Origin of the sequence: Streptomyces sp. NPDC017991 (assembly GCF_044328075.1) — a bacterium.
In the GTDB taxonomy this organism is placed as follows: domain Bacteria; phylum Actinomycetota; class Actinomycetes; order Streptomycetales; family Streptomycetaceae; genus Streptomyces.
This window is the reverse complement of sequence record NZ_JBIRGP010000002.1, coordinates 853,649-879,831: the sequence shown is the minus strand read 5'-3', so window position 1 is coordinate 879,831 and position 26,183 is coordinate 853,649. Positions and strand designations below refer to the sequence as shown.

General features: G+C 70.0%; 19 protein-coding genes and 1 other RNA gene. 12 read left to right on the top strand and 8 right to left on the bottom strand.

All coding sequences use genetic code 11. The features are described 5' to 3' along the window. Positions 1–151 precede the first annotated feature (151 nt). Positions 152–1,258 (top strand): peptide chain release factor 2, encoded by a 1,107-nt coding sequence (gene prfB / locus ACH4DZ_RS08405; protein WP_398286154.1) that lies wholly within the window; start codon positions 152–154, stop codon positions 1,256–1,258. 314 nt (positions 1,259–1,572) lie between these two features. Beyond that, positions 1,573–2,220, top strand: a complete 648-nt coding sequence (locus ACH4DZ_RS08400; RefSeq protein WP_398286153.1) for a hypothetical protein — start codon at positions 1,573–1,575, stop codon at positions 2,218–2,220. A gap of 161 nt (positions 2,221–2,381) precedes the next feature. Here the strand turns inward: ACH4DZ_RS08400 and ACH4DZ_RS08395 are convergent, their stop codons facing one another. Further along, positions 2,382–2,576: a hypothetical protein gene (locus ACH4DZ_RS08395; RefSeq protein ID WP_398286152.1), complete on the bottom strand. Its 195-nt coding sequence runs from the start codon at positions 2,574–2,576 to the stop codon at positions 2,382–2,384. Positions 2,577–2,935: 359 nt separating this feature from the next. Between ACH4DZ_RS08395 and ftsE the strand changes: the two genes are divergently transcribed. The 6 genes from ftsE (at position 2,936) to dacB (ending at position 8,691) form a co-directional block, all read left to right on the top strand. Continuing rightward, on the top strand, positions 2,936–3,625 hold the full coding sequence (gene ftsE / locus ACH4DZ_RS08390; protein WP_107015900.1) for a cell division ATP-binding protein FtsE: 690 nt from the start codon (positions 2,936–2,938) through the stop codon (positions 3,623–3,625). Between the two features lie 46 nt (positions 3,626–3,671). Continuing rightward, on the top strand, positions 3,672–4,589 hold the full coding sequence (gene ftsX / locus ACH4DZ_RS08385; protein ID WP_398286151.1) for a permease-like cell division protein FtsX: 918 nt from the start codon (positions 3,672–3,674) through the stop codon (positions 4,587–4,589). Positions 4,590–4,656: 67 nt separating this feature from the next. Then, complete coding sequence (locus ACH4DZ_RS08380; protein WP_398286150.1) at positions 4,657–5,823, top strand: S41 family peptidase; 1,167 nt, start codon at positions 4,657–4,659, stop codon at positions 5,821–5,823. Positions 5,824–5,928: 105 nt separating this feature from the next. Further along, positions 5,929–6,462 carry an SsrA-binding protein SmpB gene (smpB, locus tag ACH4DZ_RS08375; protein WP_189775199.1) on the top strand — a complete coding sequence of 178 codons (534 nt, stop codon included), beginning with the start codon at positions 5,929–5,931 and terminating at the stop codon, positions 6,460–6,462. Positions 6,463–6,613: 151 nt separating this feature from the next. Continuing rightward, positions 6,614–7,002, top strand: a transfer-messenger RNA (tmRNA) gene (gene ssrA, locus ACH4DZ_RS08370). Between the two features lie 75 nt (positions 7,003–7,077). Further along, the gene (gene dacB, locus ACH4DZ_RS08365; RefSeq protein ID WP_398286149.1) at positions 7,078–8,691 is read left to right on the top strand and encodes a D-alanyl-D-alanine carboxypeptidase/D-alanyl-D-alanine-endopeptidase; all 1,614 of its coding nucleotides are present in this window, start codon (positions 7,078–7,080) and stop codon (positions 8,689–8,691) included. Positions 8,692–8,749: 58 nt separating this feature from the next. On the opposite strand, the gene ACH4DZ_RS08360 is transcribed toward dacB, so the two are convergent. The 7 genes from ACH4DZ_RS08360 to ACH4DZ_RS08330 form a co-directional block, all read right to left on the bottom strand. Next, positions 8,750–11,668 (bottom strand): glycoside hydrolase family 3 C-terminal domain-containing protein, encoded by a 2,919-nt coding sequence (locus tag ACH4DZ_RS08360; protein ID WP_398286148.1) that lies wholly within the window; start codon positions 11,666–11,668, stop codon positions 8,750–8,752. A 50-nt stretch (positions 11,669–11,718) separates the two neighbouring features. Continuing rightward, positions 11,719–12,723, bottom strand: coding sequence for a LacI family DNA-binding transcriptional regulator (locus ACH4DZ_RS08355; RefSeq protein ID WP_398286147.1), 1,005 nt, complete (start codon positions 12,721–12,723; stop codon positions 11,719–11,721). 2 nt (positions 12,724–12,725) lie between these two features. Then, entirely contained in the window at positions 12,726–15,065 is a 2,340-nt protein-coding gene (yicI, locus tag ACH4DZ_RS08350; RefSeq protein ID WP_398286146.1) for an alpha-xylosidase, read from the bottom strand. An 11-nt stretch (positions 15,066–15,076) separates the two neighbouring features. After that, a complete protein-coding gene (locus ACH4DZ_RS08345) occupies positions 15,077–15,898 on the bottom strand; it encodes a carbohydrate ABC transporter permease (protein ID WP_398286145.1) in 822 nt (273 codons plus the stop codon). Continuing rightward, complete coding sequence (locus tag ACH4DZ_RS08340; protein ID WP_398286144.1) at positions 15,895–16,881, bottom strand: carbohydrate ABC transporter permease; 987 nt, start codon at positions 16,879–16,881, stop codon at positions 15,895–15,897. Before ACH4DZ_RS08340 ends, ACH4DZ_RS08345 begins: the two co-directional genes overlap by 4 nt. After that, positions 16,878–18,173 (bottom strand): ABC transporter substrate-binding protein, encoded by a 1,296-nt coding sequence (locus tag ACH4DZ_RS08335; protein ID WP_398286143.1) that lies wholly within the window; start codon positions 18,171–18,173, stop codon positions 16,878–16,880. The genes ACH4DZ_RS08340 and ACH4DZ_RS08335 overlap by 4 nt, the downstream gene beginning before the upstream one ends. A 449-nt stretch (positions 18,174–18,622) precedes the next feature. Then, positions 18,623–19,915, bottom strand: a complete 1,293-nt coding sequence (locus ACH4DZ_RS08330) for an MFS transporter (protein WP_398286142.1) — start codon at positions 19,913–19,915, stop codon at positions 18,623–18,625. A gap of 83 nt (positions 19,916–19,998) precedes the next feature. On the opposite strand from ACH4DZ_RS08330, the gene ACH4DZ_RS08325 reads away from it, so the two are divergent. From ACH4DZ_RS08325 to ACH4DZ_RS08310, 4 genes are all read left to right on the top strand, one after another. Further along, on the top strand, positions 19,999–21,006 hold the full coding sequence (locus tag ACH4DZ_RS08325) for a LysR family transcriptional regulator (RefSeq protein WP_398286141.1): 1,008 nt from the start codon (positions 19,999–20,001) through the stop codon (positions 21,004–21,006). 329 nt (positions 21,007–21,335) lie between these two features. Then, positions 21,336–22,406, top strand: a complete 1,071-nt coding sequence (locus ACH4DZ_RS08320) for a hypothetical protein (protein WP_398286140.1) — start codon at positions 21,336–21,338, stop codon at positions 22,404–22,406. Further along, positions 22,406–24,619: a glycosyltransferase gene (locus ACH4DZ_RS08315; RefSeq protein ID WP_398286138.1), complete on the top strand. Its 2,214-nt coding sequence runs from the start codon at positions 22,406–22,408 to the stop codon at positions 24,617–24,619. The genes ACH4DZ_RS08320 and ACH4DZ_RS08315 overlap by 1 nt, the downstream gene beginning before the upstream one ends. Then, positions 24,616–26,175 (top strand): acyltransferase, encoded by a 1,560-nt coding sequence (locus ACH4DZ_RS08310; RefSeq protein ID WP_398286137.1) that lies wholly within the window; start codon positions 24,616–24,618, stop codon positions 26,173–26,175. Before ACH4DZ_RS08315 ends, ACH4DZ_RS08310 begins: the two co-directional genes overlap by 4 nt. Positions 26,176–26,183: the final 8 nt, after the last annotated feature.

The window sequence follows — 26,183 nt, the reverse complement described above, 5'->3', positions numbered from 1 at the left end:
GGGGCTCCGCCCCCTGTCCCCCGGTGCGCAGTTCCCCGCGCCCCTGAAGGGGCGCGGGGAACTGCGCGATCAGCCCCCGCCGGGCCGCGGACGAAGCGCCCCGGCCGCAGCCAGGGCTGCCCGGCTTGGCGGAGCCGTTACGCTGGGGGGCGTGGCAGTCGTCGATGTTTCCGAAGAGCTCAAGTCCCTCTCCTCGACCATGGAGTCGATCGAGGCCGTCCTGGACCTCGACAAGCTGAGGGCGGACATCGCCGCGCTTGAGGAGCAGGCGGCGGCACCGTCCCTGTGGGACGACCCCGATGAGGCGCAGAAGATCACCAGCAAGCTGAGCCACCTCCAGGCGGAGGTGCGCAAGGCCGAGACCCTCCGCGGGCGCATCGACGATCTCAGCGTGTTGTTCGAGATGGCCGAGGAGGAGGACGACCCGGACACCCGTGCCGAGGCCGAGACCGAGCTCACCGCCGTCAAGAAGGCGCTGGACGAGATGGAAGTCCGCACGCTGCTCTCCGGGGAGTACGACGCCCGTGAGGCCGTCGTCACCATCCGCGCCGAGGCCGGTGGCGTCGACGCCTCCGACTTCGCCGAGAAGCTCCAGCGCATGTACCTGCGCTGGGCCGAGCGCCACGGCTACAAGACGGAGCTCTACGAGACCTCGTACGCGGAAGAGGCCGGCATCAAGTCGACCACCTTCGTCGTCCACGTCCCGTACGCGTACGGGACGCTCTCCGTCGAGCAGGGGACGCACCGGCTGGTGCGGATCTCGCCGTTCGACAACCAGGGACGCCGCCAGACGTCGTTCGCCGGTGTCGAGATCCTGCCCGTGGTCGAGCAGACCGACCACATCGAGATCGACGAGTCCGAGCTGCGTGTGGACGTGTACCGGTCGTCGGGACCGGGCGGTCAGGGCGTCAACACGACCGACTCCGCGGTCCGGCTGACCCACCTCCCCACCGGCATCGTCGTCTCCTGCCAGAACGAGCGCTCGCAGATCCAGAACAAGGCGTCCGCGATGAACGTCCTCCAGGCCAAGCTCCTTGAACGCCGCCGCCAGGAGGAGCAGGCCAAGATGAACGCGCTCAAGGGCGACGGCGGCAACTCCTGGGGCAACCAGATGCGTTCGTACGTCCTGCACCCGTACCAGATGGTCAAGGACCTGCGCACGGAATGCGAAGTCGGCAACCCCGAGGCCGTTTTCAACGGGGAGATCGACGGTTTCCTGGAGGCCGGAATTCGCTGGCGCAAGCAGCAGGAGAAGTAAGCGACTTTCTCGTACGTCGTTTTGTCGACAGGGCAACTGCGGTCCACCGGACGGCAGTTGCCCTTTCTGCTGCGCTCTCGTGAGTAATGTGTGGGTTTTACATCACACTCACATGACGCTGCGCCGGTCAAAAGGCCTTGATCTGGACATCGCGGTCGCAACGACCTTGACGATGCTTTGAAAGATGGGAAAGCTGACGCGTGGCATGCGTATTTCTGGGGCGCGTGTGAACCGGGGGCCCCACTGGGCCATCCCCGAGGTCGCGGCCCCGGACGCTGCACCACTGACAATGAGCTACTGGGGGTAGCAACCAGATGACCAAGAAGACGCGCATCCGGATCGCGCGGATAGCCGCCGGCGCGGTGATCGCCGCCGGCGCCTCACTGACCGCCGCCGGTGCCGCCTCGGCACTCGACGTGGGTGTCGACGTGGCCGGTCTCAACGTCGGCGCGAGCGTCGACGAGAGCGGTGTCGGCGTCGGTATCGCCGTCGACGACCCGACGACCCCGGCCCCGACTCCTCCGGAGCCGACCGAGGACCCGACGGTGATCCCGACGGACCCCACCACGGACCCCGAGGAGCCCACCGAGGAGCCCACCGACCCCACCGAGGAGCCGACCGAGCCCACGGAGGAGCCGACCGAGGACCCCACCGATGACCCGACCAGTCCCGGCAACGGGAGCGAGAACGGGACCGGCGGCGGCAACGGCGGCGGCACCGGTGGCAACGACAACAGCGCCGACAGCGGTGGCTCCAAGGTCGTCGAGCAGGGCGCCGGCAAGGAGAGCCTGACCGACACCGGTTCGGACACCTCCGCGCAGGGCACCGGCGGCGAGCTGGCCGAGACCGGCGCCGCCGAGAACATCACGTACCTGATGATCGGCGCCGCGACGATGATCGCCGGCGGCATCGGCTTCCGTATGCTGCCGCGCCTCACGAGCGGCCGCGGCGCGGCTGCCTGACGTACGACGCGTGACGCATGACGTGTGAAGTGTGATGCGGGAAGGGCCCGGAGCCATCGGCTCCGGGCCCTTCCTGTTCGCTCTCCGAGTTCTGCCGAGTTGTCTCCCCGACGCGCGCCCACGCCTGTGACGCGTGTCTCCTGGTGTGGTGGTGGCGGGTCCTAGGCGGTCTGGTGGGCCAGCAGGGCCATCGCCGCGATCAGGATGGCGAGCAGCGCGATCAAGGTCATGGGGTTGAGTCCACCGCCCATGGGGCCCTCGTTCTGCAGCCGTGCGCGGTTCGCGCGGCACACTGGGCAGCGGCCCTCGTTCACGGGCGCGGCACAGTTCGCGCACACCAGCCGGTCGTACGTCATGCGCTCGCCCTCCTTGCACCGGTTCCACGGACACAACGCTCTCCGGGACGGATACGTTCCCTCTCCACTGTGCCAGGTTCCTCCGGAAGGTGCGCGGGTTCCCTTGCAGGGGGCTCCGTGAGCGCCTCGGGAGGGGGCTCCAGGATGTATCGCGACCGCGGGGCGGCGGGGGCTTGTCGCGCAGTTCCCCGCGCCCCTGAGGGGCGGAGCCCTTCCCGAAGAAGCCTCTCCTCCTATGTGCCCGGTACAAATGCGCACAACCCTTGTGCAACCCGTCCCGGCGCCTGCGCGCGTGTACCCGGGTCGCGTAAGGTCACGCTCATCTACCCCCGATATCCCCGACGCCCTGTGGTGCATCCGTGATCCGATTCGACAACGTCTCCAAGGTCTACGCCAAGCAGACCCACCCCGCTCTCCGGGATGTCTCCCTGGAGGTGGAGCGCGGCGAGTTCGTGTTCCTGGTGGGGTCATCCGGCTCCGGAAAGTCCACCTTCCTGCGGCTGATCCTGCGCGAAGAGCGGGCCAGCCACGGTCAGGTGCACGTGCTGGGCAAGGACCTCGCGCGCATCTCCAACTGGAAGGTGCCGCAGATGCGCCGCCAGTTGGGGACCGTGTTCCAGGACTTCCGCCTCCTGCCCAACAAGACGGTCGCCGAGAACGTCGCCTTCGCGCAGGAAGTGATCGGCAAGTCCAAGGGCGAGATCCGCAAGTCCGTGCCCCAGGTGCTCGACCTCGTCGGCCTCGGCGGCAAGGAGGACCGGATGCCCGGCGAGCTGTCCGGCGGTGAGCAGCAACGAGTGGCCATCGCGAGAGCGTTCGTGAACCGGCCCAAGCTGCTGATCGCGGACGAGCCCACCGGAAACCTGGACCCGCAGACCTCCGTCGGCATCATGAAGCTGCTCGACCGGATCAACCGGACCGGGACCACCGTCGTGATGGCGACGCACGACCAGAACATCGTGGACCAGATGCGCAAGCGCGTCATCGAGCTGGAGAAGGGTCGCCTCGTCCGCGACCAGGCGCGCGGCGTCTACGGCTATCAGCACTGACCGCGAGTCCCACGCGTCCGTCCACGGAAAGGCCTGAGAAGACGCCATGCGCGCCCAGTTCGTTCTGTCGGAGATCGGTGTCGGTCTCCGCCGCAATCTCACGATGACCTTCGCGGTCGTCGTCTCCGTCGCCCTGTCCCTCGCCCTGTTCGGTGGCTCGCTCCTGATGAGCGACCAGGTGAGCACGATGAAGGGGTACTGGTACGACAAGGTCAACGTCTCGATCTTCCTCTGCAACAAGTCCGACGCGGAGTCCGACCCCAACTGCGCCAAGGGGGCGGTCACCAGCGAGCAGAAGAAGCAGATCCAGACCGACCTGGGCAAGATGTCGGTCGTCGACAACGTCACGCACGAGTCGAGCGACGAGGCGTACAAGCACTACAAGGAGCAGTTCGGCGACTCCCCGCTGGCGGCCTCGCTGACCCCGGACCAGATGCAGGAGTCCTTCCGCGTCAAGCTGACGGACCCGGAGAAGTACCAGGTCATCGCGACCGCCTTCGACGGCCGTGACGGCGTGCAGTCCGTGCAGGACCAGAAGGGCATCCTCGACAACCTCTTCGGGCTGCTCAACGGCATGAACTGGGCGGCCCGGGCGGTGATGGCGATGATGCTCGTCGTCGCGCTGATGCTGATCGTCAACACCGTGCGCGTCTCCGCGTTCAGCCGTCGGCGTGAGACCGGGATCATGCGCCTGGTGGGCGCGTCCGGCTTCTACATCCAGGCGCCGTTCATCATGGAGGCCGCCGTCGCCGGACTGATCGGCGGTGGTGTCGCCTGCGCCTTCCTGGTGATCGCGCGGTACTTCATCATCGACCACGGTCTCGCCCTGTCCGAGAAGCTGAATCTGATCAACTTCATCGGCTGGGACGCCGTTCTCACGAAGCTGCCGCTGATCCTCGCCACGAGCCTTCTGATGCCCGCGCTGGCCGCGTTCTTCGCGTTGCGCAAGTACTTGAAGGTGTGACACATGCCAAGAGGGCCGTACCGGCAACCGCCGGTACGGCCCTTCCCGTTGTCCTAGACTCACCCGCATGTCAGGCCGTGACCTGTTCTGTCAGCCCCGCCGCATCCGCCGCGGGGCGGCCCTGACGTTGGTCTTCGCGAGCGTCCTCGCGGCGGGCGCCGCGACCGGCTCGTTCGACACCCCCGGCCGGAAATCCGTCTCCCCGGCGGCCCGTACCGCGCAGGCGGGTCACCAGGACGACGTCGCCGACGCCGCCGCCGAGGCGATGGCCGACGGCAAGTCGCCCGTGGAGGCCGCCGAGCGGGCCGTCAGCCGCAGCGGCGACCGCTGGGGCGCCGTCTACTCCCCGGGCGAGTACGAGGAGTTCGAGGAAGCCCTCGGCGGCCAGTACACCGGCGTCGGCCTCTGGGCCCGGCGCGAGCGCGGCGGACGCATCGAGGTGACCCGGGTCCAGTCGGGCTCGCCCGCCGCGACCGCGGGCATCCGCAAGGGCGACCGGCTGCGCAGCATCGACGGCCACCGTGTCGACGGCAGGCCCGTCACCGAGGTCGTCTCGTTACTGCGGGGCGACGCCACCGACGCCGACGCGGGCACCGCCGTCGACCTCGGACTGCAGCGCGGCACGCGCGCGTGGAGCGAGACCCTGCACCGGGCGCGGCTGTCCACCGACTCCGTGAGCGTGCGCGAACTCCCCGGCGGCGTCACCGTGATCAAGGTCGCCGCCTTCACCAAGGGCGCCGGCGACCTCGTACGGACCGCAGTGGCAGACGCGCCCGTCGACGGGGGGATCGTCCTCGATCTGCGGGGCAACTCCGGCGGCCTGGTCACCGAGGCCGTCACCGCCGCCTCCGCCTTCCTCGACGGCGGCCTGGTGGCCACCTACGACGTGAACGGCGACCAGAAGGCCCTGCACGCCGATCCCGGCGGCGACACCACCAGACCGCTGGTCGCGCTCGTCGACGGCGGCACGATGAGCGCGGCCGAGCTCCTCACCGGCGGTCTGCAGGACCGTGGCCGCGCGGTCGTCGTGGGCTCCAGGACCTTCGGCAAGGGCTCGGTCCAGATGCCGAGCCGGCTGCCGGACGGCTCGGTCGCCGAACTGACGGTCGGCCATTACCGCACCCCCTCCGGGCGCTCGGTGGACGCCCGTGGCATCACCCCCGACCTGGAGGTCGAGGAGGGCGCGCTGGAGCGCGCCGAGACCGTCCTGAGCGGGCTCGGGGACGCCGAGTGACCGGCCCGCGCACGGCCCTCGCGGCCGCCGGCCCGCACTTCGCGTAATCGGCTTTCCCTCCGGCCCCCCTGTAGTGCGAAAATGGCCAGCACTATGAGCAAGGGCATGTACGTACCGAAGGAATCCCAGCCGAAGCAGGGAGGTGGCGCCAAAGCCGCCGTCAAGGACGGCAAGCGCAAGATCGTCGCGCAGAACAAGAAGGCCCGGCACGACTACGCGATCATCGATGTCTACGAGGCCGGACTCGTGCTCACCGGCACCGAGGTGAAGTCGCTGCGCCAGGGGCGCGCCTCGCTGGCCGACGGCTTCGTCCAGATCGACGGGAACGAGGCGTGGCTGCACAACGCGCACATCCCCGAGTACAGCCAGGGCAGCTGGACCAACCACTCCGCGCGCCGCAAGCGTAAGCTGCTCCTGCACCGCGAGGAGATCGACAAGCTGGCCTCGAAGTCGGAGGAGACGGGTCACACCATCGTGCCCCTCGTCCTGTACTTCAAGGACGGCCGGGCGAAGGCCGAGATCGCGCTGGCCCGCGGCAAGAAGGAATACGACAAGCGTCAGACCCTGCGCGAGAAGCAGGACCGGCGGGAGTCGGACCGGGCGATCGCGGCGGTCAAGCGCAAGCAGCGCGGCGAGTAGGACGGCAGGCCCGGCACACCCGCCGCGAGGGGCCGCCGGGAATACAGTGGCATCGACGTGCGTTGGTCACGTACGATGGCAACGCACCTCACAGCGGGTGCACACTCCCTCCTCGGAGGGTCCTCTTCGGAGGGTTTTGAAAAAACAACATGGGGATGATCGGTTTCGACAGCGGCTGTCGAAGCAGGGGAAGCGAGCCGAGGAAGCGGCAATGATCTCGTTAACCATATGTCGCAACCAATAATCGCCAATTCCAAGAGCGATTCCCAGTCCTTCGCCCTCGCTGCTTAATAACCAGTGACTGAAGGACCCTAAATGGGTGTCAGCCCGGGGGTGTTCCCGACCCGGATCCTGGCATAATCAAGGGAACTAAACCGTCTGACCCGGTCACGGGGTGAGACGGGAAATCAAACAGTGACTGAGCCCGTCGGAGACTTGTTCGCGTGATCTCCGGGGCTGAGAAAATCTAAGCGAACTGCGCTCGGAGAAGCCCTGATTCTGCACCGTTGGACGCGGGTTCGATTCCCGCCATCTCCACTTTCCCATGTTCACATTTAGAAGCGAAGGCCCCGCTGCCATAGGCAGCGGGGCCTTCGTCGTGGATGCTGCTGTGGCATGAGACGACTCGCAGGAGCCGGAGAAGGCAAGAGATCTCACCACCCGCGTGGACGGGCGTGGACCTGGGCCGTGGTGCTGGGGATGCTGCTGGCCGGGCTCGGCTGGAGCGCGCCCGCCGGAGCCGACCCGGGCACCAGCGGACTGCCGGAGGCCATCGACACCATCCTCGGGGACAGCCGGCTGGAGGGCGGGGCGGCGAGCGTCGTGATCGCCGAGGCCGCGAGCGGGGACGTGCTGTACCAGCGGTCGCCCACCGCACGGCTGATGCCCGCCTCGAACACCAAACTGCCCACCTCGGCCGCGGCGATGGAGATCCTCGGCCCCGACCACACGTTCACCACGGACGTCCTCGCGACCGGCCGCCGGCACGGCTCCACGCTGAGCGGCGACCTGTATCTGCGCGGCACCGGCGACCCGACCGCCCTGGCCGCGGACTACGACGCCCTGGCCGCACGCGTCGCCGCGTCGGGCGTCACCCGCGTCGACGGGCGGCTCCTCGCCGACGACACCCGCTTCGACCGCAACCGCCTCGGCCGCGCGTGGGCCGCCGACGACGAGTCCGCGTACTACTCGGCGCAGATCAGCGCGCTGAGCGTCGCCCCGGACACCGACTACGACACCGGCTCGGTGATCGTGACGGTCGCGCCGGGCGCCGCCGCAGGGGAGAAGCCCAAGGTCACCGTCACCCCCAGGACGAAGTACGTGAACTTCGACGTACGGGCCACGACCGTCGCCGCGGGCGGGGCGAACGACCTCACCGTGGAGCGCGAGCACGGCACCAACACGATCGTCGTCAGCGGTACGACACCGGTCGGCGGCTCCGGCGCCGAGGAGTGGGTGAGCGTGTGGGAGCCCACCGGGTACGCGGCGGCCGTCTTCCGTGACGCGCTCGCCGCGCACGGGGTGAAGCTGACCGGGGCTACCCGGCTCGGGCGGGCCACCCCCGCGACGGCCCAGCGGCTCGCCTCGCACGCCTCCATGCCGCTGAAGGACCTGCTGATCCCGTTCATGAAGCTGTCGAACAACATGCACGCCGAGATCCTCACCAAGACCATGGGCCTGAAGGCCTCCGGCGAGGGCAGCTGGAGCGCCGGGCTCGCCGCCGTGAGCGGTTACCTCAAGGGCGTCGGCGTCGACACGGGCAAGGTGCGGCAGGTGGACGGCTCCGGGCTCTCCCGGATGAACAACCTCACCGCGGGGCAGTTCGCCGAACTGCTGCTCGCGGTACGGGCCGAGCCCTGGTACGCCGACTGGTACAGGTCCCTGCCGGTCGCCTGCGCCCCCGACCGCTTCGTGGGCGGCACCCTGCGCACCAGGATGTGCGGGACGCCCGCGGCCCGCAACGCGGTCGGCAAGACCGGCTCGCTGACCGGGGCGTCCGCGCTCTCCGGATACGTGAAGGACGCGGACGGACGGGAACTCGTCTACAGCGTCGTGCTCAACAACTACCTCGCCGCGTCCGTGAAGCCGCTGGAGGACGCCATCGTGGTGACCCTCGCCCGGTCCACGGCGGACGCGACCGTGACGGTGGAGCCGACGAGTCCGAGCGCGCGCTCGGCCGAGCGGAACGGCGATCTGGAGTGCTCGTGGCGCAAGCCGATGGAGTGCTGAGGGAGTGAAGCACGGTCCGGGGCGCCGGCGGGCGCCCCGGACCGTGCTTCACCGCAGGTCAGCCGAGTGTGAACGTCGACAGCCGCATGCCGTCCCCCAGCACCAGGTACACGTCCTGGCGTCCCTTCACGGCGGCCGACAGCGAGGCGCTCACCTCGGCGTACGAGTACACCGACCCCGTGCCGGCCACCGCCGCCGTGCCGACGAGCGTCCCGGAGGGCGAGCCGAGCCGTACCTCCACCTTCCCGGCTGCCCCCGCCACGCGTGCCGTGAACTCCGCGCGGCCGGAGACCGGCCGCGCGTCGGCGAACTTCAGCCAGGCGCCGTCGCGCGAGGCCCCCACGGCGGTGCCCCGCGCCTTGGACTCGTCCACCAGCCGCACCCCCTCGTAGTCGTCGAAGTTCTCCGCCCGGGTGGTCCGGGTGAGATCCCGGGCCGGAATCTTCTCGCCCGCCACCTTCAGGGACGTACGGGAGCGGATGTCCTCGGAGGACGCGCCCACCAGGACGTCGTACGTGCCGCTCTCCACCACCCACTTCGAGCGGGTGACGTCCCAGTGCGCGAGGTCCCTCTCGCGCAGCTTCAGCCTCACCGTCCTCGTCTCGCCGGGCTTCAGCGGGACCCGCTCGAAGGCCTTCAGCTGCTTCAGCGGCTGCTTGTCACGGGAGAGGCGCTGGTGGGTGTAGAGCTGCACGACCTCGTCCCCGGCACGGCTGCCGGTGTTCGTCACCGCGACCTCGTAACCGCCGTCGACGCGCTGCACCTTCCCGTAGCGGAAGGAGGAGTACGAGAGCCCGTAGCCGAACTCGTACAGCGGGTCGCCCTTGAAGTACTGGTAGGTGCGGTCGTACTTGATGTTGTCGTACTCCAGGATGGACGGCAGATCGGCCTCCGAGCGGTACCAGGTCTGGGTGAGCCGCCCGGCCGGGTTCACGTCGCCGAAGAGGACGTCGGCGACGGCGTTGCCGGTCTCCTGGCCCGCGTGCGTGGTCCACAGGAGCGCGGGGACCTTCTCCCGGAGGGCGCCGAGGGTGGTCGGGTAGCTGTTCTCGACGACCACGACGGTGTGCGGGTTGGCCTTGCGCACCGCCTCGACCAGGGCTTCCTGGGACGGGGCCAGACCCATGTCCTCGCGGTCGTCGTTCTCGCGCCCGTTGATCGCGGGCATGGACCCGACCACCACGACCGCCGCGTCCTTGCCCCGCACGGCCGCCACGGCTTCCTCGGTGCCACTGCGGACGACGTCCTTCGCGTAGTGCGCGGCTTCCGCCCTGCCGACCAGGCCGAGCGTGCCGTCGGGGCCCGCCGGGCCGAGGTAGACCGGGTTCGACCACCAGGGCTCGCGGGTCTCGTAGCCCGCGTACCGCAGCAGATACGTACCGTCGTCCTGCTCCTCCAGCGCGAACTGCTGCTGGACGAACCAGCCGCCCGGCTGGACCTGGTCGTTGACGAAGTCCGACCAGTTGTAGCCGACGTATTTCCCGTTGGCGGCCGAGCGCAGGGTCACGATCCCGGCGCCCCAGTCGAACACGTCGAACTGCGCGGCCGTTCCGTCACCGGCGCTCTCCTTCAGCGCCTCGCCATCCGCGTCCGTCCCCGCCGTGACGTACGCGCCGCTCTCCGTGTTCCGCAGCGAGATCCGGTCGACGCCCTCGCTGCCGGTCACGGGAGCCCCGAGCCGCGCGGCGATGCCCGCCTTCGGGGTGACCGCGTACGGGAGGGTGCCCGAGTACCAGTCGGTGTAGAGGGTGTCGGCCAGCGGCCCGACGACGGCCACGTCCTTCGCGGAGGCCTTCAGTGGCAGTGCGCCGCCCGAGTTCTTCAGCAGGACCGCCGCGTCGGCCGCCGCCTTCCGCGCGAGCTTCCGGTGCGCCGGGCTGTTCACCACCGACTTGTCGATGGCCCCGTACTTCCCGCCGCCCGGGTCGAACTCCCCGAGCCGCACCCGGACGTCGAGGATGTGCCCCGCCGCCGAGTCCACGTCCGACTCCTCCAACAGACCGTCGGCGAGCGCCGACTTGACGGCGGTGGTCGTCGGTACGGAGTTCGTGTCGTCCGTGGTGAAGCTGTCGATGCCCGCCTTCAGCGCCGCCGCGTTCCCCTCGGCCAGGGTGTCGTAGTACCTCTGGCTGCCCGTGCCGGTCAGGTTGTTGGGTGCGTAGGCGTCGGTCACGTTCAGCAGGTCCCGCGAGGTCCAGGTGCGTACGTCGTCGAGCGCCGGATCCACCGTGGCCGGGCGGCCGTTGACGAGGTTGTACGAGGACATCACGCCCGTCGCCGCGTCCGCCTCGATCGTGGGCCTGAACGCCTGCTCCTCGTACTCCTTCAGCACCCGCGGGCGCAGGTCGGAGGAGGTGGTGGTGCGGTCGACCTCGTTGTTGTTGCCGAGGAAGTGTTTCAGGGTCGGAGCCGTCTTCAGGTGTCCGGGATCCCCGCCGGTCAGACCGGTGCCGTACGCCGTCGCCATCGAACTCGTGAGGTACGGGTCCTCGGAGTAGCCCTCCTCGTTGCGGCCCCAGCGGGGGTCGCGCAGCGGATTGACCACGGGCGCCCACAGGTTGAGGCCCCAGCCGGGCGGGCGTTCCTGCTGGAAGCCGCGCGTCTCGTCGCCGACCGCCGAGCCGACCCGGCGGATCAGGGCGGGGTCCCAGGTCGAGGCGAGCCCCACGGCCTGCGGGAAGACGGTGGCCTCGCCGAGCCAGGCGACCCCGTGCAGTGCCTCGGTACCGGTCTTGAACGCCTGGATGCCCAGGCGGGGGATGGCCGGCTGCCACTGGTGGAGCAGGGAGACCTTCTCGTCGAGGGTGAGCCGGGAGAGGAGGTCGTCGACGCGGCGGTCCACGGAGAGGCGGGGGTCGCGGAAGGGGTACGCGGGGTCGTCGGCCGCCGCCGGGGCGGTGGCGCCGAGCCCGGCGACGAGGGTGAGCGCGAGCACGAGCGGGATGCGCGGTCCTGTCCTGCTTCTCTTGCCTTTCATGTCACGGCTCCTTCGGCCAGTGCCTTGCACGAACGGAAGTCGGGTACGGATCAGGGGCGCGGCTGTGTGCTCGCCCGTACCGTCAGCCGGGGCGGCAGCAGCGTGGCCTGCGGTACCGGCGTGCCGCCCAGCTTCTTCATGAGCAGCTCCACCGATCCCGCGCCCACCTCGGCGGCCGGTATGGCGATCGAGGTGACGGGCACACGGACGCGTCCGGCCAGCTCGTCCGGGCAGATCGCGGTGACCGACAGATCACCCGGGACCCGTAACCCGAGTGCTTCGAAGGCGTCGATCAGCGGTTCCAGGACCGGCTCGTTGTGGACCACCACACCCGTCAGGGCGGGCCGCTCCCGCAGGAGCCGCTCGGCGACCTGCCGGGCCGCCGCGGGGTCCGCCTCGCACGGGTGGACCGAGGAGGACAGGCCGTTGCGGTCGGCCGCGGCGGTGAAGCCCTGGACCACCCGCTGGGCGAACCCGGTCTCGCGCACGTACACCTCGGGCGGTGAGCCCACCAGGCCGATCACCCGGTGGCCGAGCCCCGCCAGATGTTCGACGCACAGCTCGCCCGCCGCCTTGAAGTCCAGGTCGATGCAGGTCAGCCCGGCGGGCTCGGCGGGGAAGCCGATGAGTACCGACGGCCGGTCCAGGCCGCGCAGCAACGGCAGGCGCGCGTCGTGCAGCTGGACGTCCATCACGATCAGCGCGTCCACGAGGGCGGTGTCCGCGACCCGGCGCAGCCCGTCCTCGCCCTCCTCCTGGGTGAGCAGCAGCACGTCGTGGTCGTGGCGGCGGGCGGCCGTCACCACGGACACCGCGAACCGCATCACCACCGGCACATGGATGCCGGCCCGCAGCGGGACCACGAGCGCCAGCACGTTCGACCGGCTGCTCGCGAGGGCGCGGGCACCGGCGTGCGGGCGGTAGCCCAGCTCGCGGATGCTGCCCTCGACGCGCCGCCGGGTCTCCTCGGAGATCGGCCGCTTGCCGCTCAGCGCGTACGAGACGGTGCTGGGGGAGACCCCGGCGTGCCGGGCCACATCGGTGATCTTCACCATGCTCAGCCCCGCTCCCGGTGCGCGCCGTTCCCGGGGGCCGGCTCCGGCTCGGGTGCCGGCCGCAGTTCCGGTTCCGGTTCCCGTTCCGGCTCCAGTTCCAAGGACAGGAACCCGGTTCCGGCCGCCGCCCGCGCGGTCCGCTCGCCCGCCGCCAGCGCCCAGGGCGCCTTCGGGTCGCTCGACGACGCCCGCAGTGTGTCGCCCTCCCGTACGACGGTGAAGGTCACTCCGTCCACCGCCACCGTGACCTGCGCGCCACGCGCCAGACCGTACGCGTGCAGGGTGACCCCGTCCGCGTACGGATAGTCGGGGCGGTCCTCGACGGAACCCACCGGGATCACCGCGCCCGGCCGGACGAGGAGCGGCACGCTGGAGAATCCGTGCCTCTCGCGCACCCAGCGCGGCCCGGTCACCGTCCGCCCGGTCAGGAAGTGCGTCCAGGTGCCCTCGGGCACGTAGTACGACACGTCCCCGTCGTCGGAGAAGACCGGCGCGACCAGCAGATCGGAGCCGAGCATGTACTGCCGTTCCAGATGCGCGCACCCGGGATCGTCGGGGAATTCGAGCACCATCGCGCGCATCATCGGCACCCCCTGCGCGTGCGCGGTGCGGGCGGCCTCGTACAGGTACGGCATGAGGCGCAGCTTCAGGCGGGTGAACAGGCGCAGGACGTCCACGGACTCCTCGTCGAAGAGCCACGGCACGCGGTACGAGGAACTGCCGTGCAGCCGACTGTGCGAGGACAGCAGGCCGAAGGCGAGCCAGCGCTTGAAGAGGGCGGGGGTCGGGGTGCCCTCGAAGCCGCCGATGTCGTGGCTCCAGTAGCCGAAGCCGGAAAGCCCCAGCGACAGTCCGCCGCGCAGCGACTCGGCCATCGACTCGTACGTGGCCTCGCAGTCGCCGCCCCAGTGCACCGGGAACTTCTGGCTGCCGGCCGTCGCCGAGCGCGCGAAGACGACCGCCTCGCCCTCCCCGCGGTGCTTGCGCAGCACGTCGAAGACGGTCCGGTTGTAGAGGTACGTGTAGTAGTTGTGCATCCGCTCGGGGTCGCCGCCGTCCGCGTACGCCACGTCGAGCGGGACCCGCTCCCCGAAGTCGGTCTTGAAGCAGTCGACGCCCTGCGCGAGCAGCGCCTCCAGCTTCGCCGCGTACCAGTCGCGGGCGGCCTCGCTGGTGAAGTCGACGAGTGCCATGCCCGGCTGCCACAGGTCCCACTGCCAGACACTGCCGTCGGGCCGCCTCAGCAGATGCCCGAGCGCCTTGCCCTCCGCGAAGAGCGGCGAGCGCTGCGCGATGTACGGATTGATCCAGACGCTGATGTGCAGCCCGCGCTCCTTGAGTCGGGCCAGCATCCCCTCCGGGTCTGGGAAGACCCGGGGGTCCCACTCGAAGTCGCACCAGTTGAACTCGCGCATCCAGAAACAGTCGAAGTGGAAGACGGAGAGCGGCAGTTCGCGCTCCTTCATACCGTCGATGAAGGAGCTGACGGTGGCCTCGTCGTACGAGGTGGTGAAGGACGTCGACAGCCACAGCCCGAACGACCAGGCGGGCGGCAGCGCCGGACGGCCGGTGAGGGCCGTGTACTTGCGGATGATGTCCTTCGGGGTCGGCCCGTAGATCACGTAGTACGTCAGCTGCTGGGTCTCCGCGCTGAACTGGACCCGGGACACCGCCTCCGAGCCGACCTCGAACGACACCCGGCCCGGATGGTCGACGAAGACGCCGTAGCCCGCGTCCGTCAGATAGAACGGCACGTTCTTGTACGCCTGCTCGGTGGCCGTGCCCCCGTCGGCGTTCCACATGTCGACGACCTGGCCGTTCTTCACCAGCGGCCCGAACCGCTCACCGAGCCCGAACACATGCGTGCCGACGCCCAGGTTCAGCTGTTCCCGCAGGTAGTGGCCGCCGCTGCCGCTGTCGCGCATGATGCCCATGCCCTTGGGGCCGCTGCTGGTGAGGGTGCGGCCGTCGGCGAGGAAGTCCACGTGCCAGGGGCCGGTGCGGCTCACCCGCACGGACAGGGCGCCGGCGGTGAGGGTCGCGGAGTCGTCGTCGTACTCGGCGTGCGCCCGGAAGCCCTCTTCCCTGCCCAGCTCGAACTGCGGCTCCCGGGGCTCCTCGCCCTCGAAGTGGGTGAACGTGACGCCGATGACGTCGGGCATCGGGGCGTGCGCGCCGATCGTCACGACCGGTCCTTTCAGCAGATCGCCCCGGGTGCGGATGGGCTGGGTCGGCGCGTGGATCTCCAGGGCCCCGGATCCGGCGCTCACGTCGAGCACCTCGACCGGGTGGGCGGCGCTCACGCCCTCCCGCAGCAGCCAGTAGCCGTCGGTGAACTTCACGCGCGCACCCCTTACTTGACGGCACCCACGGCGATGCCGCGGGTGAGCGTCCGCTGGAAGACGAGGAAGAAGACGATGGCGGGCAGGACGCCCAGGAGCGCGGCGGCGTTCGTCATCGTGGCGTCCATCAGGCGCTGGCCCTGGAGGACGCCGAGCGCCACCGACACGGTCTGGTTGTCGTTGGAGATCAGCATCACCAGGGGGAGCAGGAACTCGTTCCAGGTCCAGATGAAGAAGAAGACCAGGAGCACGCCGATGGTGGGCCGGCTGACGGGCACCACGATCCGCCACAGCACCTGCCATTTGTTCGCGCCGTCGATCCGGGCGGCCTCGATGATCTCGCGCGGGAACTGACCGAGGACGGCGGAGAGCAGGTACGTACCGAAGGCGGCCTGGATCACGGTGAAGACGATGATCACGCTCAGCCTGGTGTCGTACAGGCCGGCTTCCTTGCTCAGGTAGTAGACGGGGTAGACCAGGGCCTCCTGCGGCAGCATGTTCGCCAGCACGAAGAAGGCGAGCACCCAGGTGCGGCCCTTGATCCGCCCGATGCCGATCGCGTACGCGTTGAGGACGGAGAGAACCACCGCGCCGAGGGCGACCGACCCGCTGATGAGCACCGAGTTCACGAGCTTCTGCCCGAAGTCGACGCGCTCCCAGAAGTCCTTGAGCCCGTCGAGGTAGACGCCCTCGGGGAGGCTCAGGGGGCCGTTCGCCGAGTACTCGGCGGGCGACTTCACCGCGTTGACGGCGACGATCAGGAACGGCAGGACCATGAACAGGGCCCCGATGACCAGGGCGAGGAGGACGGGGTAGCGGCGGAGGGCGGTCATCGTACGACTCCCTGTTCGGCGTCCTCGGCACGGGTCTGGAGCTTCAGGCCGACCACCGCGAGCAGCAGGACGATCACGGTCAGGACGGTGGAGATCGCGGCGCCGTAACCGACCTGCGTCTTCTCGAAGAACGTGGTGAAGGAGAAGTACGAGGGCACGTCCGTCGCCCCGCCGGGCCCGCCCTTGGTCAGCACGTACACCGCGCCGAACACCTTGAGTGCGGCGATCGTGCACCAGAGCAGCACGACGTAGATCTCGGGCCTGATCTGCGGCAGTGTGACGTGCCAGAACCGCCGCCACCAGTTGGCGCCGTCCAGTTCGGCGGCCTCGTACAGCTGCGGATCGACGCGTTGCAGGCCCGCCATGAAGATCACGAGCGGGAAGCCGAGCTGCACCCAGACCATCACGCCCATGACGCTGTAGAGCGCGAGGTCGGGATCGCCGAGCCAGTCCTGCTGGAGGCCGCCGAGCCCGACCGCCTTCAGGAGTTCGTTCAGCGAGCCGTTCTCGGGCGCGAGGATCCAGCTCCACACGATGCCCGCGACCGCGATGGGCAGCACCTGCGGCAGATAGAAGCAGGCCCGCAGCACGGCGGCCGTCCTGCTGCCGAAGTGCTTGCCGACGAAGTCGAAGAGGGCGGCGGCCAGGACGAGCCCGAGGACGGTCGGTACGACCGCCATCGCGACGACCATGAAGAGGCTGTGCCGGAACGACGCCCAGAACTCGGCGTCGTCCATCAGCTCGCGGTAGTTGGCGAGCCCGGTCCACTTCGGGCTGCCGACGCCCTGCCACTCGGTGAAGCTCACGCCCGTGTTCATCAGGAAGGGCAGGACGACGATCACGGAGAAGGCGAGGGCGCCGGGGAGCAGGAACAGGGCGTAGGAGTCGCGGGGCGGACGGTTGCGCTTCGCGGTCTTCGCCTGGTGACGCGCTTCGACGACCGTCTCCTTCCGTCCGCCCCGTTCGTCGACGGTGAACGTCATCGGTCCTGAACGCCCTTGTCGTACGCCGCCTTCACCGCGTCCAGGTAGGCGTCCGGCTTCGCGCTCCCGGTGATCAGCTTCTGGGTCTCGGAGACGAGGACGTCGTAGAAACCGGGGGCCGGCCAGTCGGGATAGAACGCCAGGCCGTCGCGCTCGGAGAGGGTGTTGAAGTTGGCGATGAGGCCCTTGGAGCGCGGGTCCGTGATGGCGGCGGGGTCGGCGGCCACCGGGACGCCGCCCTTGTTGCCGAGCAGGTTCTGGATCTTCTTCGACATGGTGATGTCGATGAAGTCGTACGCCAGTTCCTTGTTCTTGGCGCCCTTGGGGACCACCCACAGGTTGCCGCCCGAGCCGAGGGTCAGGTTCGACTCCGGCCACAGGAACGTGCCCCAGTCGAACTTGTTCTCCGCGGTGAACCGGCCGTACCACCAGCTGCCGGAGAACAGGATCGGGCTCTTGCCCTGCATGAACGAGACCCCGGCGTCCTCGGCCTTCGTACTCGTGGACTTCTTGCTGATGTAGCCCTTCTTCACCCAGTCCGCGAAGGTCTCGGCGGCGTACGTCCAGGCGGCGTCGTGGAAGTCCGGCTTGCCCTTGTAGAGCTGGTACGAGTCCACCCAGGCGCGGTCGGCCTTCGACAGCGCGAGCTGGTAGAGGTACTGGTGGGCCACGTACTCGGCGCCCGCGTTGGCGAGCGGGGTGACGCCCTTGTCGACGAACGTGTCCATGGCGGCGGTCAGTTCGTCGAACGTCTTCGGCTCGGCGATGTCGTACTTCTTGAAGAGGTCCTTGTTGTAGAACACCATCGTGTACTCGGCGTAGTTGGGGATGCCGAACCACTTGCCGGAGCCCATCACGCCCTTGGCGTCGTACTGGCTGGTGGTGCGCACGCCGGCGCTGAGCTTCTTGTCCCAGCCGCGCTCGGTCACTTCCGCGGACAGGTCGGTGAGCAGGCCCTGCTGGGAGAGGTGGCCGGCTGTCGCGTTGCCCTTGTTGTACTCCATGAGGTCGGGGGCGTCGTTGGAGTTGAGGACCATCGGGGCGGTCTTCTGGATCTGCTCGAAGCCCTTCTCCTCGAACTTCACCTTGACGCCCGGGTGGGTCTTCTCGAACTCCTTGATGGCCGCGTTCCAGGCCACCGCCATGGCGCTGTCGGGGCTTTCGTAGTGCCACAGCTTCAGGGTCTTCCCGTCGGACGACCCGCTGTCGGAGTCACCGCAGGAGGCCAGCATCAGGGTGGTGCTCACCACCGCGGCCGCCGCCGCCATCACACGCCTTCGTGCCGTCAACATCCTGTGCCTCCGGGGGAGTCGGACGGGTATCGGAGCCTCGCGCGTCGCCCGCACGGGGTCTCGTCGAATCGATTCGACGAGACTCGTCGAAGCGCTTCGACGGGGGAACGTATGTGGGGGCTCCGGGGGAGTCAATGGGGTGCGCGGGAATTGAAGCGAGCGTTCGGCGGGCCGACCGGGGTCTGGTTCGTATGGTGCGGGTGGGTGGGGGCTGGTCGCGCAGTTCCCCGCGCCCCTGAATGCGGCTGCGCCGCGTGGGGTGGTTCGTATGGTGCGGGTGGGTGGGGGTTGCCCGCGCAGTTCCCCGCGCCCCTGAAAGCGGCTGCGCCGCTCCAGGGCCCCGTCAGGGGCGCGGGGAACGGCGCGGGCGACCGAGGCCGGGCGGTCAGGTGGCATGCGGCCCGTTTTTGGGGGCGCGGGGAACTGCGCGGGCGGCCCCCACCGGGCGGTCAGGTGGCGTGCGGCCTGGTTTTCAGGGACGCGGAGCGGGTCGTCGTGAGTGCGATCAGCAGCGCCGTCACCGCCGCCCCGACCGGCACCCCATAACCCGCCGCAGGCGACGCGTGCTCCACCACGAACCCGCCCAGCGCGGACCCGCACGCGATCCCGCCCAACAGCCCCGTCACCGCCCACGTCATCCCCTCGTTCAGCCGCCCCTCGGGCGTCCGGTGCTGCAGCAGCGTCATCCCCGTGACCATCGTCGGCGCGGTCGCCATCCCGGCGAGCAGCAGCGCGAGACCGAGCGTCACCAGACCGCCCCCGCCCCCGCCCCCGACCGTGGCAGCCACCAGCGGCAGGCACATCAGCGGAGCCATCGCGCCCACGCTGAGCAGGAACCGCCGTTCCACCGCCCCTCCCAGCCGCAGCACCCCGTACAGCAGCCCCGCCGCACACGACCCGGCCGCCTGCAGGGCGAGTACCACCCCGGCCGCCGCCCGGTGCCCCTGTGCGTCCGCGAACGCGATCGTCACCACCTCCATCGACCCGAACACCGCGCCCGTGGCGAGGAACCCGACCAGCAGCGGCGGGATCCCTGGCGCCCGGAGCGGCGACGGCGCCCCGGCGTCCGTACGGCCCCGCGCGGGCGGCTCCGTCGAGCGCTGGGCGCTGAACACCAGCACGCCGGTCAGCAGCAGGACGACCGCGACGAGCGTGCCCGCCTCCGGGAACAGCGCCCCGCACAGCAGCGCGGCCAGCACGGGACCGAACATGAAGCACAGCTCGTCCACGGCCTGCTCGAAGGAGTTCGCGGTGTGCAGCCGGACCGGGTCCCCTTCGAGGAGATGGGCCCAGCGTGCCCGCGACATGCCGCCCGTGTTGGGCGTGGTCGCCGTGGCCGCGTACGCCGCGAACAGCGTCCAGTTCGGCGCCCCGAGCCGGACGCAGAGCAGCAGCGCGAGCGAGCCGAGCGCGGCGACCGCGGTCGCGGGAACGGCGATCCTGGCCTGCCCGTGCCGGTCGACGAGCCGCGCCGTCCAGGGCGCGACGACCGCCGTCGCCGCCAGACCGGTCGCGGTGACGGCGCCGGCGAGCGCGTACGAGCCCCGCGTCCCCGCGATCATGATCACGGCGCTCACGCTGAACATGCCCATGGGGAGCCGCGCTATCAGATTCCCGATCGTGAACGCCCGGGTTCCAGGAATGGCGAAAAGTCGACGGTAGGGATTCCGTGAGGGAGGGGGTGAGGGGGAGGACGAGGGCGAGGGGGAAGGCGAGTGCTGCGAGGACGGGCTTGGCGGCATGGATCAACGTTCGCCCGCCCTGTCGCACGGGGTCCAACACCTTCTCCGTACCGATTCACGCACTCACGTTGTAAGTTCGCCCGATGCCCGACCGTCCCGCGCACCCCGCCCATCTCGACCCCCGGCTGCTGCGCGCCTTCCTCGCCGTCGCCGAGGACCTGCACTTCACGCGCGCGGCCGCCCGGCTGTACGTCGCCCAGCAGGCCCTCAGCCGCGACATCCGGCGCCTGGAACGGGAACTGGGCACCGACCTCTTCGTACGCACCACCCGGCAGGTGACGCTCACCCCCGACGGCGAGCGGCTGCTGCCCCACGCGCGGCGGGCCCTGGAGGCGCAGGACGACCTGCTCGCGGCCTTCGGGCGGACGGGCCCGTACGGCACGCCGGGCGCCGCGCGCCCCCTGCTCGTGGACGTGAACAGCCCGGGCCTGGTCTCCGGACGGATCCTGGACCTGGCCCGCGAACTCGCCCCCGACTGCGAACTGATGGCCCGCTTCGAGAGCGGCCTCACCGGCGCGGCGGCCGAGCTGCTGGCCGGCCGGCTCGACGCGTCCTTCGGCCGCTTCGCGGGCCTCGGCCCGGCCGTGCGCGCCCGCCTGGAGCAGCAGCCCGTACGGTACGAGCGGATGGCAGTCGTACTGCCCGAGGGCCACCACCTGGCCGCGCTGGACGCCGTACCGCTGGACGCCCTGGCGGGGGAGCGGGTGTACGCGGGCGCCGGGAACCCCCGGACGCTTGAATGGACCGACCTCGCCCGTCAGCTTTTCGAGGGACGCGGGATCGAGGTGGCTCCGCCCGCGCCGCTCGCCGTCGGCACCGAGGAGTTCCGAAGGATCATGGCCAAGACGCGGACCCCCGTTCTGGCCGTGGTGGACTTTCCGGCCATGCCCGGTTCCGCGCTTCGCCCCCTCGTCGACCCCGTCCCGTTGTCACCGGTGTCTTTGGTGTGGCGGAAGGGTCTGGTGCATCGTGGAGTTGCAGCATTGCGGGCTGCCGCGTCACGACTCGCGGCGGACGAGGGATGGCTGGAGTGCCCTTCTGAGGGGTGGATTCCGGCCACGGATGCACTCATCATGATGAGTCGGATCTGACACATAACCCTCACTCATGGCTACGTGCGATACATTCGTGGCCCGGGTGCAGTGTGATAAAGGGGGCGCTCGGACCGGATGGGGGTCCGGTTCCGGACGACGACGTGCGAGTATCCGGGTCGCACGCGCCACCCCAGAACGATTCCCGTGGGGGGATGTACGTGCGCGTGAAAAGTTGGCCAGAAGACGCTCAACCGGGTCGGAGTGAATCCGATCAGCCTGGTTCCGGCGGTGACGACCGTTCGGCCGGGGACGAGGCCGATCGGGCGCCTCGAAATGGTCCTGATCAGCCCTTCCGTAACGGTTCCGGCCATGCCGGCGGCGCGGACGTGACCGAGGTCATGGGCGGGCCGGGAGTACCCGGTCCGTCCGGTGCGCCGGGCGCGTCCGACGGCTGGTTCCGTCGTGAGGCCGCCGCGGCGGTGCCGCGGCAGAGAGACGACGGCCAGGACACCGACCGCTTCGCCACGAACCAGGACACCGCCCGCTTCCCCGGGGGCCAGGACACCGCCCGCTTCCCGCAGGGCCCGAACACCGACCGGTTCCCCGGCACCCAGGACACCGCCCGCTTCCCCGGAAGCGCGGTGGGCGGCACCACCGCGGGCGCCGGGTACGACCCGGCCGCCGCGCAGGACGCCGGTCCCGCCGTCCACGACTCCTGGCAGGAGTCCGAGCACCCCGAGCACACCCACGACCCGCACGAGGTCACGGTCCAGCTCGACGGTGTGGGACGGCAGCTGGAGGACTGGCTAGTCCAGCAGGCCAAGGGTGCCCCCAGCACCCAGGAGGGCTCGGACGGCCCGGTCTTCGTCGACGAGACGGGCCGCCGCAGCCGCAGATACCGCAGGATAGGCATGGCGGTGGGCCTGGCCTGCGCGGTCTACGCGGTGGCCATCCTCATCACCCTCCTGTCGGGCAACTCGAACGCTCCCTGGCTGCCCATCAAGGACCAGCAGGGAGACGCGCCGGCCGGCCAGGTCGAGCCCTCGTCGCCGCCCACCGAATCCGCCGGTCCGTCCGGCTCCGCGAGCGCCTCGCCCGAGGCGAGCGTCTCCGGCACCGAAGGCACGACGCCGTCACCCGGCGCCAGCCTCTCGGCCGATGCCTCGGCCAGCGCGCAGGCGCCCGACACCTCGGCCGACCCCGAGCCCTCCGTCAGCACCACCAGGCCGGGCACGGGCACCAACAACTCGCCCGACCCCGGGGCGGACCCCACCGACGAAGTCCCCGCGTCACCGGACCCCGATCCGGAACCGACGGACACCGGCGTCACGGACGGCCCCACCACCGAGGCCCCCGCCGGAAGCGGCACCAACGACGTTGCCGACGCCCCGCTCACGGCGGAGGCGACTCCCATCGAGCCGAGCCCCCCCAACCCGTCCCCGGAGAACATCCTCTGATGGCACGCCGCACCAGCAAGCGCGGCGCAGGCCGGGGCGCCGTCCGGCGCCGCCGCCTGCCCATGCGCTACCTGTTGCCCTCGCTGATCCTCATCGCCCTCATGGCGATGCTGATGCTGCGCGGGTACGTACACAGCGAGATACTCGCCGACCACCGCATCCAGCCCGAGGCCGCCACCGACCGCGTACCCGAGAAGATCCTGGACGGCGGTCCCGTCATCGACACCCGCGGCGGCCGCACCAGCAGCCTCAGCGTGCCGAAGCACCGTCTCGTCCTCACCTTCGACGACGGCCCCGACCCCAAGTGGACCCCCAAGGTCCTCGACGTCCTCAAGAAGCACCACGCGCACGCGGTGTTCTTCGTCACCGGCACCATGGCCTCGCGCTACCCGGACCTCGTCCAGCGCATGGTCGACGAGGGCCACGAGATCGGGCTGCACACCTTCAACCACCCCGACCTCTCCTACCAGTCCAAGAGCCGTATCGACTGGGAGCTGTCCCAGAACCAGCTGGCGCTCGCGGGCGCGGCCGGCATCCGGACGTCGCTCTTCCGGCCGCCGTACTCCTCGTTCGCCGACGCCATGGACGACAAGTCGTGGCCGGTGACCGAGTACATAGGCAGCCGCGGCTACCTCACCGTCGTCAACAACACCGACAGCGAGGACTGGAAGAAGCCCGGCGTCGACCAGATCATCCGCAACGCCACCCCCAAGGGCGGCAAGGGCGCCATCGTCCTCATGCACGACTCCGGCGGCGACCGCCACCAGACCGTCGAGGCCCTCGACCGCTTCCTGCCCGACCTGCAGAAGAAGGGGTACGAGTTCGACAACCTGACCGGCGCGCTCGGCGCCCCCAGCGCGCACACCCCGGTCACCGGACTCGACCTGTGGAAGGGCAAGGCCTGGACCTGGGCGGTGCAGTTCTCCGAGAAGAGCACCGACGTCCTCGTCGTCTGCCTCGCCGTCATCGGCACGCTGGTCATCACCCGCTTCGGCCTGATGCTCGTCCTGTCCGTGGCCCACGCCCGGCGCGTGCGCCGCAAGAACTTCCGCTGGGGACCGCCGGTCACCGAACCGGTCTCGGTGCTGGTGCCGGCGTACAACGAGGCCAAGTGCATCGAGGCCACCGTGCGTTCGCTGGTGGCGAGCGAGCAGCCCATCGAGGTCGTCGTCATCGACGACGGTTCGAGCGACGGCACCGCCCGCATCGTGGAGAACCTGCGGCTGCCGAACGTACGCGTCGTGCGCCAGCTCAACGCGGGCAAGCCCGCCGCCCTCAACCGGGGCATAGCCAACGCCAGGCACGACCTCATCGTGATGATGGACGGCGACACCGTCTTCGAGCCGGCCACCGTGCGCGAACTGGTGCAGCCCTTCGGCGACCCGAGCGTGGGCGCCGTCGCGGGCAACGCCAAGGTCGGCAACCGCGACTCGCTGATCGGCGCCTGGCAGCACATCGAGTACGTGATGGGCTTCAACCTCGACCGCCGTATGTACGACATGCTGCGCTGCATGCCGACGATCCCCGGCGCCGTCGGAGCCTTCCGCCGCTCGGCCCTGGAGCGCGTCGGCGGCATGAGCGAGGACACCCTCGCCGAGGACACCGACATCACCATGGCCATGCACCGCGACGGCTGGCGCGTCGTCTACGCGGAGAACGCCCGTGCCTGGACCGAGGCCCCGGAGTCCGTCCAGCAGCTGTGGTCCCAGCGCTACCGCTGGTCGTACGGCACCATGCAGGCGATCTGGAAGCACCGCAAGGCGCTCGTCGAACGGGGCCCCTCGGGCCGCTTCGGCCGCGTCGGCCTGCCCCTGATCTCCTTCTTCATGGTCCTGGCCCCGCTCCTGGCCCCCCTGATCGACGTGTTCCTGCTGTACGGGATCGTGTTCGGCCCCACCGAGAAGACGATCGGCGCCTGGCTGGGCGTCCTCGCCATCCAGGCGGTCTGCGCCGCGTACGCCTTCAGGCTGGACAAGGAACGCATGACCCACCTCATCTCGCTGCCCCTGCAGCAGATCCTCTACCGCCAGCTCATGTACGTGGTCCTCCTCCAGTCCTGGATCACCGCCCTCACCGGCGGCCGGCTGCGCTGGCAGAAACTGCGGCGCACCGGCGTGGTCGGCTCGGCCCCCGGCGCGGCGGGCGCACCCGCACCCATGCCCCGGCAGCGCGCGGAAAGCGGCAGCGGAAGCGATCGGAGGCCTGTCGGATGACGCACGGCCACACCACGAATCCGGGCGCCACTCCGCCGGAGCACACACCGTCGTTCGGGGTGCCGCAGCAGCGGGCCGACGCCCCCGGCAGCCACCCGGAGGAGCCGGGGTACGACGCGCGGTGGGTGATGTCTCCCTTCGACACATCCCCGAAATCCCCGACATCCCCGACATCCCGTACGTCCGATGCAGCCGGCGCGGCCGACACGTTCGGCACGAGGGTGCCGGCGGAGAATCCGGGGTCCCCGTTCGAGGCCCCCTCCGCGTCCGCCGCGTCCCGCGCACCGTCCGTCCCCGCTCCCGCCGTCCCCGCCGCTCCTTCGGCTTCCTCCGCGCCGAAGAAGGCGGGCGGCCGTGACCGCTACCTGGACCTGCTGCGCACCCTGGCGCTGGTCCGCGTGGTCGCCTACCACCTGTTCGGCTGGGCCTGGCTGACGGTCCTCTTCCCGTCCATGGGCGTGATGTTCGCCCTCGCCGGTTCCCTGATGGCGCGCTCGCTGAAGCGCCCGGCCCTGGGCGTGATCCGCGGCCGCATACGCAGGCTCCTGCCGCCCCTGTGGATATTCAGCGCGGTCATGCTCGCCATGATGTTCGCCGCGGGCTGGAACATCTCCGAGGACCCCGACAACGGCGGCACCTGGGGCATGATCGAGCTCTTCAACTACATCGTCCCGATAGGTGCCCCGCCGTTCCCCTGGAGCATCGGCGACAAGTCCGGCCTCCTGGAGCAGACGTGGGCGGTCCAGTCGGCGGGCGTGCTCTGGTACCTGCGGGCGTACCTCTGGTTCGTACTCGCGTCGCCGCTGCTCCTCTGGGCGTTCCGCAGGGCGCCCTGGCCGACGCTGCTGGCCCCGCTCGGGCTGACGGCCGTGGTCGGTACGGGCATCGTCACCATCCCCGGTGAAACGGGCAACGCGGTCTCGGACTTCGCGGTCTACGGCGGCTGCTGGGTCCTCGGGTTCGCCCACTACGAGGGCATGCTTCAGAAGATCCCGCGCTATGTGGCGGTGTCCTGCTCGACCCTGCTGATGGCCTTCGGCCTGTGGTGGGCGTCCGGCCATCTCGGCCCCGACGGCTGGGACCTGAACGACATCCCGCTGGCCCAGGCCACCTGGTCCTTCGGGTTCGTCGTCATCCTGCTCCAGTACTCCCCGTCCTGGCAGGACCTCCCCGGCCGCCTCAAGCGCTGGGACAAGCTGGTCACCCTCTCCAACAGCCGTGCCATGACGATCTACCTGTGGCACAACCTCCTGATCATGGCGACGGTCCCGATCCTCGACCAGCTCTACAACCTCCCGTTCATGAACGACCGGATGGTGGGCCTGCTGGACGCCACGTACATGGTGTGGATGTTCGTCCTGGTCTGGCCCCTGATCGGCCTCGCGATCCTCTGCGTCGGCTGGATCGAGGACCTGGCGGCGAAACGGAGTCCGCGGCTGTGGCCGACGGGGTCGAAGAAGCCGGCTTCGTCCGGCACGCACGCCGGCCCCGGTTCGGGCCCGCCGTCCCGCTCCCGGGCCCGCTCCCGCCCCCGTTCCCACTCCCGGGCGCGTTAGGGACAGCG